Consider the following 16,442-nt stretch of genomic DNA (forward strand, 5'->3'; position numbering starts at 1 on the left):
CCGTCAGACCGGAAGTAGGTCCCGGACCGTCGACGCGTACAGTCTTGGCGCACCGCGACGGGACCGTTCGAGGGCGTCATCGAGCGCTCTCGCGGCGTCTTCCATCACGCCGGCGCCGTGACCGACGAGCACGCGCTCGGGTGCGACGCCGCGGAAGGCGGACTGGGGCGGCGTCAGTCGCAGCATCGGGTGAACGCCGAGTCTCTCGTCGCCGGCCAGGAAGTAGTCGACCGTCCCGACCGTTTCGGGGACGACGAGGGTTCCGTCGGCCGGGTTGTAGAGGGCGACCTCCTGCCAGAAGCGGTTGTCGACCACCGTCAGGGATCGGACGCCGGTATCGGAGAGTTCGTCGTCGAATCGGGCGACCGCGGCGTCGACGTCCTCGGTGACGCCCTCGAAAAACTCGGGGAGGTAGACGGGGACGTCGTGGCGGTCGGCGACGGCGGCGGCGTCGCGTTTGTGCCGGTCGAGCATCACGACGACGCCGGCGACGTCGCCGAACTCCGCGAACAGGTCGTCGATTCCCTCCGCGTCGACCGGGTCGAGGACCCAGACCTCGCCGTCGACCGCGATCGCGTGACTCGCGCGTTGCATCGTTTCGTCGGGGTGGGCGATCCAGCCGACGCCGTCGTCGAACCGATCGATCTCGCGGTACTCGGTCGCTCGCTCGTCGGCGCGGAAGCTCATATCTAACGTACAGGCGACACGCGTATAAACTCCGACGGATGCGGAAATCCGACGATCAGCGGAAACCGTCCACCTCCGACGTCTCGGGGCGATTGAATCGTGTTCGGGACGGCCTCGAACTCGACTCGAGAGTCGGTTCGATTCGACGATCGGACGATAATCCTTTTTCCCGACCGTCTCGTCGATCGATCCAGATCGAATGGGAATGCCGACCCCGGAATTCGTCGCATCGTACGCTGCAATCACGTTCGCCCAACAACTCGAGCAGACCATCAGTCTCGGAATCTTCCTCCTGGGCGCGACGCTAGCGGCGCTCAGCGTTCTGGCGTGGCGACGGGAGCGCGACCGACGAATGGGAATCGTCGCCGTCGGCTACCTCATGTTCGCGATATACGGCGGCGTCGTCTTCCTCGAGTACTACCTCCTCCCGTACCTCTCGTTTCGGACCGTGGAGTTGCTGGAACACGGCGTGGCCGCACTCATCCTCGTGGGGCTACTCGCGTTCTTCGTCGCGCTTTCCCGGGGCTGAGCATGACGGACGGCGACCAGAACCGGGAACCGGAACCCGAAGCGGAACTGGAGCTCCGTTCCCGACGGACGATCTATCAACACGTGCGTGCGAACCCGGGCATCCACTTTCGCGCCCTGCTCGACGAACTCGAGTACGCACAGGGAACGCTCCAGTATCATCTCCGCTGGCTGACTGATCGGGGGTTGCTCGAGGAATCGGACGACGGGAAGTACACCCGATACTATCCGGCGGAGGAGTTCGACGAGGCCGATCAGGCCGTGATGAACGCGCTGCGACGCGAGTACGCCCGCCGGATCGTCGCCCACCTCGCCGTCGAAGGAGCGCTGTCGACGGCCGAACTGAGCGAGCGGCTCGACAGGTCGCCCTCGACCGTGTCGTGGCACCTTTCGAAGCTCGAGGACGCGGATCTCGTAACGAAGGAGCGACGGGGGAGGAGCGTCGAGTACCAGTTGCGAGACCCCGAGCGCGTCCAGTACCTGTACGCGGTCCACCGGCGGACGTTCACAGATCGGGTCGTCGATCGGCTCTTCGAGCTGTGGGACAGCTACTGAGCTACTGTTCCGCCGGCGCGGGCGTCGACAGTCGGCCGCTGTCCACCAGCAGGCGCAACAGCAGGGCGTATACGAGGAACACGATCGCCGGGCCGAAGACCGGTCGAATCAATCCCGCGACGTCGGTCCCGATAGCGGCCGCGTGAATCGTGGCGAAGCCGAAGCCGCCGTAGGCGAACGCGTGGACGACCCGGGGCCCCCAGGGACGCTCGAACCGGCGTGCGTCCAGGAAGCCCAGCACCGCGACGACGAGCAACTGGAGCGCCCCGACGCCGACGACGACGCCGGCGAGCAAGTACGTCGTCGAGTACGCGGGCTGCGGGGCCGCTCCGGAGACGATGAACCAGGTGTCGAGGACGCCGAGGACGCCGTGGAGAAGCGTCACGAGCATGGCGAACACGGACACCTCGATGTGGACCGAGCGGGCGAGGCGGTGGAGCGGGCCGAACGACCGCGCGCTATAGAAGATTCCCGTCAGGACGGCCAGATACAGGGCGGGATAGGCCACGAGCGCGGCCGCGCGGTCGAGATACCAGATGAGTTCCATCACGAGGCCCCCGTCGTCGCGACGACGTCCGGACAGCCGTCACCGTCCTGGTAACCGTTCGACACCTCCGGCCGCGTCGGACATCGATCCGCGGCGTCGCGAACTCCGTCACCATCGTAATCGGCCGGTGCCTGTCTCGTCGCCACCGTGCCATCGACGAGGTCCGCCTTCTCTCGTTCGACGGCCTGTGTGTCGCGAACGTCGGCGATTCCCCACACGAGCGGAACGGCGAGGACGAAGAAGACGATCGCGACGATAGTAATCGTCTGACTATGCGACGTGGTCATCGAACCCCTCCGTGGTGTGAAAGACGCCCTGGTGTACCAGGAACGCCTCGAGGCCGGACCACTCCGCCGCGAACTCGAGCGCGTCCGACAGCGGTAACGCGGCGAGCGTCGTCGCGAGCGCGTCGGCCTCCAGACAGTCCCGTTCCGTGACCACGGTGACAGTCTCGTGTCTCGAGCCGATCCGCTCTGTGGTGGGGTCGTAGACGTGGTCAATGCCGTCGCGCCGACGACGGTAGCCGCCCGAGGTGGCGACGTTCCACTCCGTCTCGAGGATTTTGAGCGGACGCGCGTCCCCGTACGGACTCTCGACTGCCACCGGGCCGGTCGGCGGCGACATATCGCCGCCACCGCTGACGAACCCGCGCCGGCCCGGACCCGACGCTGCGGCTGCCGCGCGGTCGACGATGTACCCCTTTGCGAGGCCGTTGAGGTCGAGTTCGACATCGGTGACGACCCGGTGGCCGTCGACGCGCACCGATCCCGAATCGAACGACTCCGACGGCGCGTCTCGGTCGCCCCGGAGGTACGCCTTCAGGTCGTGTTCGACCGCGCCTTGCTGAATGTCGAAGACGCCTCCGGTTCGTTCGTGGTATTCGAGGCCCCGTCGAACCAGCCGGGCGACGTGTTCGTTTTCGACGCGTCCCGTTCGGTTGAGACGCGACACGTCGCTCTCGGAATCGAAGGCGTCGAGTTCTGACTCGAGCGACAGCGCGACCCTCCGCGCGTGATCGGCCCCGGTGTCGGCGCGGTAGCCGATCGTTTTGACCACGAAGTCAGTGTCACAGCACCGGAAGGTCGAGCGAGCGTCGCCCAGTCGCGTGCGAGCGGCGATGACCGTGTCCGATAGGCTCATGGCTACTCGTCCTCCGATTCTTCGCGTTCCTCGTGGTCGTCATCGTCACCTCCCCGCTCCTCGTGTTCTTCGTACTCGTCGTCCTCGTATTCGCCGCCACCTTGCGTATCGACCGCCGGGGTAAAGTCCGGGTTCGGAGTCGGCGCGTCGCTCGCGACCGAATCGGGGTTCCGATCGTCGGTCAACGAATCACCGGCGAGTCCGAGTCCGGGAGCCGCCAGTGCGAGCGCGACGACGCCCGTCAGTATCGCGCCTGCGAGCGTCAGCGAGACGAGTCTGTTCGTCGGTATGGGTATTCTCATGGGACAGGTGAAGGTAGCGCAGGTCCGTATCTATCGCTTCGCGTCCATCCTTCGAATGTTCGTCCAACCGTCGAATCGTCCGACTCGTCGGCGATCGTTTCGTATCGACCGCCGACGATTCTTTATCCCCGCTTCGAGTACTTCGAGCCATGCTTACGGGGCTTTCCTGGCTGGCGCTCGAGACCAAGTACGTAGAACGGGCGAGCGCGTTCTACGAGGCGGAACTGGGACTGTCCGTCCGCGAGCGTCGGGACGCGGACCTCGTCCTCGCAGCGGGCGAGACGGACCTCGTCCTGCGGCGGCCCGACGCGCTCCCGCGAGGCGGGCTCCACACGCACTTCGCGTTCGCGATTCCCGAACCCGAGTACGACGACTGGTGGGACCGACTCTCGGAAGCGCACGACCTCGAAGAGGCGCAATTCGGCTCCGCTCGGTCGCTGTACCTGTACGATCCCGACGGAAACTGCGTCGAACTCGGCCAGCAGGACGTGGCCGGGCCGGGCATCGACGGGATTTTCGAGGTCGTTCTCGAGGTCGAAGACCTCGAGCGGGCGCGGGCGTTCTACGAGGAACTGGGTTTCGAACCCGTCGACGTGGGCGAGACCCGAAAGCGCGTCCGGCTTCACGGCCCGATGGCACTCGAGCTCTGGGAACCTCACCTCGGAATCGCCGATGCCAGGGGTGGCGTCCACGTCGACCTCGGGTTCGAAACCGCAGCGCCGGCCGCTGCGCTCGACGCGGTCAGCGACCGCATTCGATCGCTCGAGCGGGAGACGACCGACGAAATCGTCGTTCGGGACCCCGACGGCCACTTCCTGACGTTCGTCGCGTCTTCGTCGTAGGACTCCGCCGGCCATCGCCTCGCGTCCGTCTCTTCCGGCCGTCGCTTTCCGTCCGCTGGTCGCGGATTCGTCTCGGCCACTCGTCGCTTCGCGTCTCGACCAGCGGTCCGCAGCGACCGCAGCCGAACCGGTCGTCGACGCTGAGAGTGATCCGTGTGAGAACGTACCCTGGAATCCTAATACCGTCCCCATCGAGAGACTGCAATCGACTGTATACAAATGGGAAGGTCGACACTGGAGTCCGTCGCAGAACGAACGTCTCGTCGACGGGTCCGAACCGTCTTTCTACTCCTGCTCGTCGGAAGCGGTGCGTGGATCGCCTACGGCGCGGTCGCCGATTCCACGACGGGGACCGGCGGCACTGTTCGGTCCGTACAGCCGGCCGACAATCACACGGTTATCACGCAGTCGGGGCGGATCGGCACGATAGCGGCGTACGCGCCGAACGGGAGCCTCATCTACGAGAACGACACGCATACGAAGTACTACGACGTCGACCCCGTAGCGAACGAATCGATGACGGTCGAGTACACCGCGACCGACACGCTGGTCGAGAACAGCCCCCGATGCCGGGACCCGCCCTGCGCTCGAAACGTCGTCGAACGGGTGAACCTCTCGACCGGCGAAGTGACCGAAGTGTACGGCCAGTACGTCTACCGGGAGTCGGCCGGGGAGTGGCACGATGCCGATCGGATCGACGACCGACACCTCGTCGTCGCCGATATCGCCGCCGATCAGGTGTTCGTGGTCGATACCGAAACGGAGATGATCGAGTGGACGTGGGACGCCCAGAGCGACTTCCCCGTCGACGGCGGCGGATCGTATCCCGGCAACTGGGCGCACCTCAACGACGTGGAAGTACTCGAGAACGGGCTCGTGCTGGTCAGCCTCCGAAATCAGGACCAGGTCGTCTTTATCGACTCGGAGACCGGGCTGATCGAAAACTGGACGCTCGGCGCGGAAGACGATCACTCGGTCCTGTACGAGCAACACAATCCGGACTACATCCCGGCGACTCGCGGCGGCCCGGCCGTCGTCGTCGCGGACTCCGAGAACGGACGCGTCCAGGAGTTCCAGCGCGAAAACGGCGAGTGGAACCGCTCGTGGGTCTGGTCCGACGACCGAATGCAGTGGCCACGAGACGCCGATCGGCTCCCGAACGGCAACACGCTGATCACCGACACTGGCGGGGAGCGAGTGCTCGAGGTGAACCGGAGCGGGCGTCTCGTCTGGCAGGTCGAACTCCCCCATCCGTACGACGCCGAACGGCTGGAAACGGGCGACGAGAGCGCCGGCGGACGGAGCGCGGCCGCACTCGGTCTCGAGTCGCGCGTGAGCGACGCTGACGAGGGCGGCCGAACCGACGACCCACGGGCTCTCGGCCCGTTCCTCGACGCAGTCGAAACCCTCCTTCCGCCTCGCGTCGTCCACCCCCTCGTACAGGCGAGTCCGGCGTGGGTGTCCCCGTCCGATCTCGGACCCGTGATCGTCGCTCTCGGGACTGGGATAACGTGGGGACTCGTCGAACTCCGGTGGTACCTCCGCTCCCGCGGGATCCGATTTCGCTGGCCCGTCGATCGACGCGAGAAGTGAACCGGCCCCGTCCCTCGCACCGGTACCCGCCGCAGTCGCTGTCGGTCACAGTCAGCCGAGTTGTGGAGCGCCGAGCGGGACGGGACGGCCGGTCGGGTTACAGCGGGAACAGCGCGAACGCCCACGAGTTCACTCGTGGGATGAAGCGCGTAAGGCTTGATTATCGCGCAGTACGAACCGTGATTGCCGAGTTCCGGGCAAGGACGCGAGAGCCCGCTGTCCGGGACAGGGGCGGTACTGGCTCCGCCCACAACTGGACCGCGTAGCGCCAGTTCCCGTCACTGTCTGTGACAGCGGAGATCGGACGAGCGAGTTCGGAACTCCCACCGTCGTGGATGCGATCTGTGACCGCACAACCCCACGACTTCAGTCGTGGGAGAAGTCAGGGGGTCGTCACAACCGCTCCGTGCTCACGTCGACGCCGGGTGGCGTCACCAGCAGAAAGCCACGGAAGTGAACGAGGTTGCCGCCCGACTCCTTGACGTCGCGTGCGAATCCGGCGGCCAGTTCGTTGACGTCGCCGTCGACGTTGAGAACGAGGACGTTCCCCTTCGAGATCGTCTCGGTCCACTCGTCGGCGGATGTCGTCCCGTCCAGTACGCCGAGGACGATGCTCCCCTCGAGTTCCAGTTCGTCGTCCATGTGTTCCTCGACGGCCCGAAGGTCGAGGTCGAAATCGCTCATACGGGTCGGTCGAACTGAGACGAGAAAAACGTTCCTCTCCCCCGAGTTTCGGCGAGGCTAGTCCGACGGGAACTCCTTCTGAAACCCGCGGAATTCCGTGTGGTGTGCCTCCTCGTCGGCGAGAATCGTCACCGCGACGTCCTCCGTGACGGGGTCGTTTGCGTCGGCGGCGGCCTCGACCAGCGAGCGGTACGTCTCGATCGCGTCGTCCTCGGCCTCGAGAACGCCCTCGATGACCGACTGGACGTCCGTCGTGTCCGCCGGCGGCTGGAGGCTGTGCTGATCGGCCTCGAACGATTCCGAGCCGGGCGGGGACTCGTCGAGTTGTTTCAGGCGCTCGCCTAAGATCTGTGCGTGGTCGAGTTCCTCCTGAATATCCTGCTGGAGGCTCTCTTTGACCTCTTCGGCGTGGATGCCGTCGAGGACGATCGCGTTGGTGAGGTAGTTCATCACGGTCTCGAGTTCGTCGATGTACGCTTCCGTCAGCAGGTCGGTTATCTCGTCGGTCGTCATGCGGGTGGCCATCCCACGGCCGGGTATAAAGTTCTCATACGTGCGTCTGCGAGCGCGGGATCGAATCGCCTCGAGCGACGGCCGGTCGAGGAGAGCGGACGTCCTCCGGGTGGCGAGATCCGATCGATTCGGGCTGGGTCAGCGTCGGTCCGACGATCGGACATCGCGATAGCCTCGGCCGCAGTTCACTACCGAATCCCCCGTCCCTCTATACGCTACCAACAATATTCCCGGAGGAAAAACACACTCGTATACATCCGGCGGCGATCCGTGACCGAAACCGACCGAACGACCATCCGGGTGCGCGCGCCAGCGCTCGAGCGGACAGATACGGAGCCGATCCACCGAATAAAAAGGATCGTACGCCGGTGGTGGGACCGATAGGCCACTGATCCCCATACTGTATTAGGACGTATATCTTACTTATACAGCATCGCCCTCGTGCGATTTTCGGCCGTAATGTAGAATTGACGTCGGTTCGAAGAGCGTCGCCCCAGCCCGGACAGCGGTAGATTTATATACCTCCTCGCACCTCGGATTCAGATACAATGTCTTCACAAGACAACCCGTCCTCTGACACCAGTCAGGGGGGTCGAGTTCTTCCAGGGCACGTTAGATTCCACTGACGAAATAGAGTCAGCACGTGTCTTCGATACGACCCTCCGGGACGGCGAACAGTCGCCCGGCACTTCGTTTTCCTACGACGATAAACGGCAGATCGCGTCCGTTCTGGACGACATGGGGACCCACGTCATAGAGGCTGGATTCCCCGTCAACTCGGACGCCGAGTTCGAGGCCGTTCGTGATATCGCTTCGTCCACCAGTTCGACGACCGCTGGCCTCGCCCGCGTCGTCGAGGGGGACATCGAAGCGGCACTCGATTCCGGCGTCGAGATGGTGCACGTGTTCGTCAGCACCAGCGACGTCCAGATAGAGGATTCGATGCATGCCACCCGGGAGGAAGTCGTACAGCGCGCAGTCGAGTCGGTCGAACGCGTCAAAGAGGCGGGCGTGACCTGCATGTTCTCGCCGATGGATTCGACGCGAACCGACGAGGAATACCTGATCGAAGTCATCGAAGCCGTTTCCGACGCGGGAACCGACTGGATCAACATCCCGGACACCTGCGGCGTCGCAACGCCGACCAGGTTCAGGGCCATGATCGAGAAGGTCTGTGACCACACCGACGCGAAGGTGGACGTCCACACTCACGACGACTTCGGACTGGCCACCGCCAACGCACTGGCGGGCATCGAAGCGGGCGCATCCCAGGCGCAAGTGTCGATCAACTCCATCGGGGAGCGGGCCGGGAACGCCGCCTACGAGGAGTTCGTGATGGCCGTCGAGTCGCTCTACCAGACCGACACCGGCATCGACACGACGCGCATCACCGAAGTCTCCGAGGTCGTCGAGGAAAAAAGCGGGATGGCGACGCCGGGCAACAAGCCCGTCGTGGGCGACAACGCGTTCTCCCACGAGAGCGGCATCCACGCGGCCGGCGTCATCGAAAACTCCGACACCTTCGAACCGGGCGTCATGACCCCCGAGATGGTCGGTGCCGAACGCAAGCTCGTCATGGGCAAGCACACCGGCACCCACTCCGTCCGGGAACGACTCGTCGAGTGCGGGTACGACCCCACCGACGATCAGGTCCGAGCGGTCACCCGTCGCGTCAAAGATTACGGGGCAGAGAAGCGCCGCGTCACGGTCGACGTCCTGGAGCGCTTCGCCGAGGAGGCTGGCGTCGAACGCCAGCAGGATCAGGAGGAGGTGCGCGCCTGAGGAATGTCCTCCCCGTTTGCCACCGCTCGCGAGCACCAGCTATCGCGTTCGAACGATCGCACTCGTAAGGATTATCACCCTCGAGGGAGCTACGTTGTCAGTAATGACGGTCCGCGCTCCCCTGTCGACGTCCGCTCGCACGGTCGGCAACAGCGCGCTCGCTCCGATTCGTATTGTAGGGGCGTCCTAGCCCCATCTTCAGTACCTCGTAGCTTCCGACCTGAACCCGTATCGTTCTCCGAGCGATCAGCAATCCAGCAGATGACACACTACCGCACACCACCCGATCGCCGCACGACGGCAGGAGGCAATCGATGAGCGAACGCGCAGCAAAGATCACACCAGCCGACGACGAACAGCACGACGATCAGATCGCCGACGGCGCTGCCCCCGACGCAGCGACCGAGACCGATGCCGAATCGGAGCGGACGCCCGTCACGACGGGTGCCGAAGCGGTCGTCCGCGCACTCGAGAACGCGGGCGTCGAATACGCGTTCGGCGTGCAAGGCGGTGCGATCATGCCCGTGTACGACGCGCTCTACGATTCGGACATCACCCACGTGACGATGGCCCACGAACAGGGTGCGGCCCACGCGGCGGACGCCTACGGCATCGTCTCGGGCGATCCTGGAGTCTGCCTCGCGACGTCGGGGCCGGGAGCGACCAACCTGGTCACCGGCATCGCGGACGCCGACATGGATTCGGACCCGCTGTTGGCCCTGACGGGACAGGTCCCGACGGAGTTCGTCGGCAACGACGCCTTCCAGGAAACCGATACGACGGGCGTGACGACCCCGATCACGAAGGACAACACCTTCTCGAGCGATTCGGACCGGGTCGGCACCGACGTCAGCGAAGCGTTCGCACTGGCCCGCGAAGGCCGACCGGGACCGACCCTGGTCGACCTCCCCAAAGACGTCACCAACGGCGAGACCGACCGCGAACCCGACGCACCGAGGGTGCCCGACACCTACGAGGTCCAAGAGCGGGCCGACTCCGACATCGTCGCGGCTGCTGCCGAGCGAATCGAAACGGCCGCGCGGCCGGTGTTGCTGCTCGGCGGCGGGGTCATCAAGGGAGGCGCCAGCGAGGCCTGTCGCGAGTTCGCGATCGAACACGACATTCCGGTCATCACCACGATGCCCGGCCTCGGCTCGTTCCCCGAGGACCACGAGCTCTCCCTCGAGATGGCGGGGATGCACGGGACCGGATACGCCAACATGGCGATCACCCACTGCGACACGTTGATCGGAATCGGCACGCGGTTCGACGACCGATTGACGGGCGGAATCGAGACCTTCGCGCCGGACGCGGAGGTCATCCACGTCGACATCGATCCCGCGGAGATCTCGAAGAACATCCACGCGGACTACCCGCTGGTCGGCGACGCCGAAACCGTCGTCGAACAGCTGTCCGAGGCCGTCGACTCGTCGCCGGAAGCGACGAAGTGGCGCGCGCAGTGCCAGCAGTGGAAATCCGACTACTCGATGGCCTACGACGCGCCCACGGACGGACCGGTCCAGCCGGAATTCGTCGTGGAAGCGCTGGACGAGGCCACGAGCGACCACGCCATCGTCACCACCGGCGTCGGCCAACACCAGATGTGGGCCTGCCAGTACTGGACGTTCACCGAGCCCCGCACCTGGGTCTCGAGTCACGGCCTCGGCACGATGGGATACGGCCTCCCGTCGGCGATCGGCGCGCGGCTGGCGGCCGACGACGACCAGGAAGTCGTCTGTGTCGACGGCGACGGATCGTTCCTGATGACGCTTCAGGGCCTCTCGGTCGCCGTTCGCGAGAACCTGGACATCACGGTCGCCGTCCTCAACAACGAATACATCGGCATGGTCCGGCAGTGGCAAGACGCCTTCTTCGAGGGACGTCACTCCGCGTCGGATTACCACTGGATGCCCGAGTTCGACAAGCTCGCCGAAGCATTCGGCGCGAAGGGCTTCCGGATCGACGACTACGACGACGTCGCGGAGTCGATCGACGCCGCGGTCGCCTACGACGGCCCGTCAGTGATCGACGTTCACATCGACCCCGACGCCAACGTCTACCCGATGGTTCCGAGCGGCGGCGACAACGGTCAGTTCGCGCTGACGGAGGATCAACTATGAAACGCGGACTCGACGGCCCGGCACCGGAAGAACGACCCACCCCGGCGGGTCGACGGAACAAGCAGGGCATTCGGATCGACCCCGAGGTCGAAGCGACCCACGAGCCGCGACGCACCGTCATCTCCGCGCTGGTCGAACACGAACCCGGCGTCCTCTCGGACGTCTCCGGGTTGTTCTCCCGGCGGCAGTTCAACATCGAGAGCCTGACCGTCGGCCCCACGGAAGACGAGGATCTCGCACGCATCACGATCGTCGTCGAGGAGCCCGATCCCGGGATCGACCAGGTCGAAAAACAGCTGCGGAAGCTGGTCCCGGTGATCTCCGTGCGCGAACTCGAGCCCGACGCGATGCGCCGCGAACTCGCGCTGATCAAAGTCGAGGCGGACCGACCCGACCAGGTCGCCGCCGTCGCGGACATGTACGACGGCAACACCGTCGACTCGAGCCCGGAAACGGCGACGATCGAGGTGACGGGCGCGCGCCAGAAAATCGAGGCCGCGGTCGATACCTTCAGCCAGTTCGGGATTCGAGAGATTTCCCGAACGGGAACGACGGCACTGGCACGCGGCACCGACCAGACCGCCGCGTTCGGCACGGCACAGCCCGCCACCGAGGCGAACCACGACCGACAATCCACACAATCAGCTGACGATGACTGACGAATTTACCACCGACATCTACTACGACGACGACGCGGACGTATCGACGCTCGACGACGACACCGTTGCCGTCCTCGGCTACGGGAGCCAGGGCCACGCACACGCGCTGAACCTTCACGAAAGCGGGGTCGACGTCGTCGTCGGCCTGCGCGAGGATTCGTCCTCGCGGTCGGCTGCCGAAGCCGACGGCCTCACGGTGACGACGCCCGACGAGGCGGTCTCGCGGGCCTCCTACGTCTCCGTGCTCGTGCCCGACACCGTCCAGGCCTCGGTTTACGAGAACGATATCGAACCGAACCTCGAGGCGGGCGACACGCTGCAGTTCGCCCACGGGCTGAACATTCACTACAACCAGATCGAACCGCCGACGGACGTCGACGTGACGATGGTCGCGCCCAAGAGCCCGGGACACCTCGTCCGGCGCAACTACGAGAACGACGAGGGGACGCCCGGCCTGCTGGCGGTCTACCAGGACACCACGGGCGACGCACAGGAACACGCCCTCGCGTACGCGAAGGGAATCGGCTGCACTCGCGCGGGCGTCATCGAGACGACGTTCCAGGAGGAAGTCGAATCCGACCTCTTCGGGGAGCAGGCCGTCCTCTGTGGCGGCGTCACCTCGCTGGTCAAACACGGCTACGAGACGCTGGTCGACGCCGGCTACTCGCCGGAAATCGCCTACTTCGAGTGTCTCAACGAACTCAAGCTCATCGTCGACCTGATGTACGAGGGCGGCCACGCCGAGATGTGGGACTCGGTCTCCGATACGGCCGAATACGGCGGTCTGAGTCGCGGCGACCGGATCGTCGACGAGACCGTCCGCGAGAACATGGAAGAGACCTTAGCGGAGATTCAAAACGGCGAGTTCACCCGCGAGTGGATCCTCGAGAACCAGGCCGGTCGCCCGAGCTACCACCAGCTCCGGGAGGCCGAGAAGAACCACGAGATCGAGCAGGTCGGCGAGCGCCTGCGCGATCTGTTCGCGTGGGCCGAGGACGAAGAGACCGAAGACGAGTCAGTCCCGGTCCAGGCGGACGACTAACGGAAGACGATGACAGCAAACGACGACACACCGAACGAGACGATGGCCGACGTCGGCCACACGAACCCCTACACCGGGGAGGCGGTTGGCCAGTTGTTCAGCCGCGGTCCGACCGTCGCCGCAGACGGCGGGATGCCGGAGACCGATGCCGACGCGGTCGAGGGGAGTACCGACGCGAAACCGACGATGCGCGACGTCGACCACACGCCGCCGAATAGCGCGGACGACGCGAACCGCGTCTTCGAACGCGGGACCGAGTACGGTCGCCGCGGCGTACGCAGCGCCAGCGTAGAGGACGACACATGAGCGAAGGCACACTGTACGACAAGGTCTGGGATCGCCACAAGGTAACGCGCCTGCCGACCGGACAGGATCAGCTGTTCGTCGGCCTCCACCTCATCCACGAGGTGACCAGCCCCCAGGCGTTCGGGATGCTCCGCGAGCGCGACCTCGAGGTCGCCTATCCCGAACTGACCCACGCGACGGTCGACCACATCGTCCCGACGGCCGACCAGTCCCGGCCCTACGAGGAGGACGCGGCCGAGGAGATGATGGCCGAACTCGAGGAGAACGTCCGCGAGGCGGGCATCGACTTTTCGGACCCGACGTCGGGCGATCAGGGGATCGTCCACGTCATCGGACCGGAGCAAGGGCTCACCCAGCCCGGCAAGACGATCGTCTGCGGTGACTCTCACACCTCGACCCACGGTGCCTTCGGCGCGCTCGCGTTCGGCATCGGGACCTCCCAGATTCGCGACGTGCTCGCGACGGGCACCGTTGCCATGGAGAAACAGAAGGTCCGCAAAATTCAGGTCGACGGCGAACTCGGCGAGGGGGTCGAAGCGAAAGACGTCATCCTCGAGATCATCCGCCGCCTCGGAACGGAAGGCGGCGTCGGCTACGTCTACGAGTACGCGGGCGAGGCCATCGAGAGTCTCGGCATGGAGGGTCGGATGTCGATCTGTAACATGTCGATCGAGGGCGGCGCTCGCGCGGGCTACGTCAACCCCGACGAGACCACCTACGAGTGGCTCGAGGGGACCGACTACTTCCAGGAAAATCCGGAGAAGTTCGACGAACTGAAGCCCTACTGGGAGTCGATCCGCTCCGACGAGGACGCGGAATACGACGATATCGTCCGGATCGACGCGAACGAACTCGAGCCGGTCGTCACCTGGGGCACGACGCCCGGGCAGGGTGTCGGCGTCACCGAGCCGATTCCGGCACCGGGGGACCTCCCCGCGGACAAGCAAGACACCGCCCGACGCGCGCAAGAACACATGCGCGTCGAGCCCGGCGACACGATGGAGGGATACGACATCGACGTCGCCTTCCTCGGTTCCTGTACGAACTCGCGACTCCCGGACCTGCGACGCGCCGCCCGGATCGTCGAGGGCCGCGAGGTTCACGACGACGTCCGCGCGATGGTCGTCCCCGGCAGCCAGCGCGTTCAGGACGCCGCCGAGAAGGAAGGGCTGAAGGACGTCTTCGAGGAGGCCGGCTTCGAGTGGCGAAACGCCGGCTGTTCGATGTGTCTCGGCATGAACGAGGATCAACTCGAGGGCGACGAGGCCAGCGCCTCTTCCTCGAACCGGAATTTCGTCGGCCGCCAGGGGAGCAAGGACGGACGGACCGTCCTGATGAACCCGCGGATGGTCGCCGCGGCGGCGATCACCGGGGAAGTCACTGACGTGCGCGACCTGAAGGAGGTGAGTTTGGCATGAGCGACGACGTGGAGATTCCGGAAGTCAACTTCGTCGCAGGGTCGGGTGTTCCGATCCGCGGGAACGACATCGACACCGACCAGATCATTCCCGCACGGTTCATGAAGGTCGTCACCTTCGACGGACTGGGCGAGTTCGCGTTCTTCGATCTGCGCTTCGACGACGACGACGACCCCAAAGCGCACCCGTTCAACGAGGATCGCTATCAGGACTCCTCGGTGATGGTCGTCAACTCGAACTTCGGCTGCGGATCCTCGCGCGAGCACGCCCCCCAGGCGCTGATGCGCTGGGGGATCGACGCGATCATCGGCGAGAGTTTCGCGGAAATCTTCGCGGGGAACTGCCTCGCGCTCGGCATCCCGACCGTGACCGCCGACAGCGAAACGATCGAGCAACTGCAGGACTGGGTCGACGAGAACCCCGACGGCGAGATCGAGATCGACGTCGAGGACGAGACGGTGACGTACGGCGATCGAACGATCGACGTCTCCGTCGACGACGCCCAGCGCAAGGCGCTCGTGGAAGGCGTCTGGGACACGACGGCGCTGATGAAGTCCAACGCCGGCGAGGTCCGAAAAACGGCCCGGGAGCTGCCGTACGTCAATAGCACGGCGGTTCCCGAAGCGGAATAAGGACGGACCCCACCGTCACTGCTCGTTTTCGACCGTTCGACTCGCTCAGTTCCGTCCGTTCGCCGGTCGAAGCCGGCACACATTGTTTCATGTTGACATACCGGAAGCGGCAGGAGACCGACGTCACCGCGAGATATTTCGGCGCAAGCCCGATACAGTACCCTATGTCCAGGTCCCTCGACGCGCCGTTTTTTCTGTTGCTCGCCGTGCTGTGGGGCTTGTCGTTTCCCGCGATCTCGGTCGGTCTCGAGTCGCTCCCGCCGCTGCTGTTTGCGGCCTTCCGGTACGACATCGCGGCGCTACTCTTGCTTTCGTACGCTGTCGTTCGCGTGGACGACTGGCTCCCGACCCGCCGGAACGACGTCGTGGCCGTCGCGGGCGGCGGCGTGTTTCTGGTCGGCGGGAACGGATTGCTCTTTCTCGGCCAACAGACCGTTCCGAGCGGCGTCGCCGCGATCATCCAGGGGCTGGTTCCCATCGCCACCGCGCTGTGGGCGATCGCTCTCCTGGGGGAGCGGCTGTCACCGGTCGGTACCGTCGGTGCAGCGATCGGGTTTCTCGGCGTGGGACTGGTCGTTCAGCCGGATCCGGCGACCCTCTTCGCGGGAGATACCGCCGGTCGACTGTTGATCGTCGCGCAGGTGTGTAGCGTCTCGCTCGGCGGCGTGTTGATCCAGCGCGCCGGCCCGACCGTCGACCAACCGGTGCTCGTCGGGTGGTCCATGTTCGTCGGCGGGGTCGTCTTGCACGCCGTCAGCCTCGGCGCCGGTGAACTCCCATCGGCGGACGTCGTCGGCCCGACTGCGGTCGGCGCACTGCTCTATCTCGGCATCTTCGCGACCGCCATCGCCTTCCTGATCTACTTCAGAATCCTCGAGGACCACGGCGCGTTCGAGGCGTCGCTGATCGGGTATCTGGTGCCGATCGTCGCCGCGGTCGCGGGCACGGTCCTGCTCGACGAGTCGGTCGGGGCGACGACGGTCGCCGGATTCGGACTGATCGTCGTCGGGTTCGTCCTGCTGAAGCGACGCGCGATCGCCGACGCGGTCGGGACCAGTACCGCCGTGGGAAGCCCCTGAGCCGGAAACATCG

19 protein-coding genes are annotated in these 16,442 nt (G+C 65.3%); 12 read left to right on the forward strand and 7 right to left on the reverse strand.

What is annotated here, in order from left to right; genetic code table 11:
• Positions 1-3: 3 nt before the first annotated feature.
• The gene (locus NJT13_RS06430) at positions 4-687 is read right to left on the reverse strand and encodes a hypothetical protein (protein WP_254524745.1); all 684 of its coding nucleotides are present in this window, start codon (positions 685-687) and stop codon (positions 4-6) included.
• A 199-nt stretch (positions 688-886) separates the two neighbouring features.
• On the opposite strand from NJT13_RS06430, the gene NJT13_RS06435 reads away from it, so the two are divergent.
• Both NJT13_RS06435 and NJT13_RS06440 read left to right on the forward strand, forming a co-directional pair.
• On the forward strand, positions 887-1,216 hold the full coding sequence (locus NJT13_RS06435; RefSeq protein WP_254524746.1) for a hypothetical protein: 330 nt from the start codon (positions 887-889) through the stop codon (positions 1,214-1,216).
• Between the two features lie 2 nt (positions 1,217-1,218).
• Positions 1,219-1,770 (forward strand): winged helix-turn-helix transcriptional regulator, encoded by a 552-nt coding sequence (locus tag NJT13_RS06440; RefSeq protein ID WP_254524747.1) that lies wholly within the window; start codon positions 1,219-1,221, stop codon positions 1,768-1,770.
• Between the two features lies 1 nt (position 1,771).
• On the opposite strand, the gene NJT13_RS06445 is transcribed toward NJT13_RS06440, so the two are convergent.
• Genes NJT13_RS06445 through NJT13_RS06460 form a run of 4 tightly spaced genes read right to left on the reverse strand, consistent with a single transcriptional unit; the run spans position 1,772 to position 3,759 of the window.
• Positions 1,772-2,317: a hypothetical protein gene (locus NJT13_RS06445; RefSeq protein WP_254524748.1), complete on the reverse strand. Its 546-nt coding sequence runs from the start codon at positions 2,315-2,317 to the stop codon at positions 1,772-1,774.
• Entirely contained in the window at positions 2,317-2,604 is a 288-nt protein-coding gene (locus tag NJT13_RS06450; RefSeq protein ID WP_254524749.1) for a thrombospondin type 3 repeat-containing protein, read from the reverse strand. The genes NJT13_RS06445 and NJT13_RS06450 overlap by 1 nt, the downstream gene beginning before the upstream one ends.
• Positions 2,588-3,457 (reverse strand): FAD:protein FMN transferase, encoded by an 870-nt coding sequence (locus NJT13_RS06455; protein WP_254524750.1) that lies wholly within the window; start codon positions 3,455-3,457, stop codon positions 2,588-2,590. Before NJT13_RS06455 ends, NJT13_RS06450 begins: the two co-directional genes overlap by 17 nt.
• A gap of 2 nt (positions 3,458-3,459) precedes the next feature.
• Entirely contained in the window at positions 3,460-3,759 is a 300-nt protein-coding gene (locus tag NJT13_RS06460; protein WP_254524751.1) for a hypothetical protein, read from the reverse strand.
• Positions 3,760-3,908: 149 nt separating this feature from the next.
• Between NJT13_RS06460 and NJT13_RS06465 the strand changes: the two genes are divergently transcribed.
• Both NJT13_RS06465 and NJT13_RS06470 read left to right on the forward strand, forming a co-directional pair.
• Entirely contained in the window at positions 3,909-4,601 is a 693-nt protein-coding gene (locus NJT13_RS06465) for a VOC family protein (protein ID WP_254524752.1), read from the forward strand.
• A 219-nt stretch (positions 4,602-4,820) separates the two neighbouring features.
• Positions 4,821-6,194, forward strand: a complete 1,374-nt coding sequence (locus tag NJT13_RS06470; RefSeq protein ID WP_254524753.1) for an arylsulfotransferase family protein — start codon at positions 4,821-4,823, stop codon at positions 6,192-6,194.
• Between the two features lie 393 nt (positions 6,195-6,587).
• On the opposite strand, the gene NJT13_RS06475 is transcribed toward NJT13_RS06470, so the two are convergent.
• Positions 6,588-6,878 (reverse strand): DUF5779 family protein, encoded by a 291-nt coding sequence (locus NJT13_RS06475; protein WP_254524754.1) that lies wholly within the window; start codon positions 6,876-6,878, stop codon positions 6,588-6,590.
• Between the two features lie 57 nt (positions 6,879-6,935).
• Positions 6,936-7,391, reverse strand: coding sequence for a ferritin-like domain-containing protein (locus NJT13_RS06480; RefSeq protein ID WP_254524755.1), 456 nt, complete (start codon positions 7,389-7,391; stop codon positions 6,936-6,938).
• Between the two features lie 537 nt (positions 7,392-7,928).
• Here NJT13_RS06480 and NJT13_RS06485 point away from each other — a divergent pair.
• The 8 genes from NJT13_RS06485 (at position 7,929) to NJT13_RS06520 (ending at position 16,429) form a co-directional block, all read left to right on the forward strand.
• Complete coding sequence (locus NJT13_RS06485) at positions 7,929-9,173, forward strand: LeuA family protein (RefSeq protein ID WP_425499805.1); 1,245 nt, start codon at positions 7,929-7,931, stop codon at positions 9,171-9,173.
• Between the two features lie 314 nt (positions 9,174-9,487).
• Positions 9,488-11,293: a biosynthetic-type acetolactate synthase large subunit gene (ilvB, locus tag NJT13_RS06490; protein ID WP_254524756.1), complete on the forward strand. Its 1,806-nt coding sequence runs from the start codon at positions 9,488-9,490 to the stop codon at positions 11,291-11,293.
• Entirely contained in the window at positions 11,290-11,952 is a 663-nt protein-coding gene (ilvN, locus tag NJT13_RS06495; RefSeq protein ID WP_254524757.1) for an acetolactate synthase small subunit, read from the forward strand. Before ilvB ends, ilvN begins: the two co-directional genes overlap by 4 nt.
• Positions 11,945-12,994, forward strand: coding sequence for a ketol-acid reductoisomerase (gene ilvC, locus NJT13_RS06500; protein ID WP_254524758.1), 1,050 nt, complete (start codon positions 11,945-11,947; stop codon positions 12,992-12,994). The genes ilvN and ilvC overlap by 8 nt, the downstream gene beginning before the upstream one ends.
• Before the next feature lie 9 nt (positions 12,995-13,003).
• A complete protein-coding gene (locus NJT13_RS06505) occupies positions 13,004-13,300 on the forward strand; it encodes a DUF7989 family protein (protein WP_254524759.1) in 297 nt (98 codons plus the stop codon).
• The gene (gene leuC / locus NJT13_RS06510) at positions 13,297-14,718 is read left to right on the forward strand and encodes a 3-isopropylmalate dehydratase large subunit (RefSeq protein WP_254524760.1); all 1,422 of its coding nucleotides are present in this window, start codon (positions 13,297-13,299) and stop codon (positions 14,716-14,718) included. Before NJT13_RS06505 ends, leuC begins: the two co-directional genes overlap by 4 nt.
• Positions 14,715-15,350 (forward strand): 3-isopropylmalate dehydratase small subunit, encoded by a 636-nt coding sequence (gene leuD / locus NJT13_RS06515; protein ID WP_254524761.1) that lies wholly within the window; start codon positions 14,715-14,717, stop codon positions 15,348-15,350. Before leuC ends, leuD begins: the two co-directional genes overlap by 4 nt.
• 164 nt (positions 15,351-15,514) lie before the next feature.
• Positions 15,515-16,429 (forward strand): DMT family transporter, encoded by a 915-nt coding sequence (locus tag NJT13_RS06520; RefSeq protein ID WP_254524762.1) that lies wholly within the window; start codon positions 15,515-15,517, stop codon positions 16,427-16,429.
• Positions 16,430-16,442: the final 13 nt, after the last annotated feature.

This window comes from Natrinema caseinilyticum (genome assembly GCF_024227435.1).
GTDB classification, from domain to species: Archaea; Halobacteriota; Halobacteria; order Halobacteriales; family Natrialbaceae; genus Natrinema; species Natrinema caseinilyticum.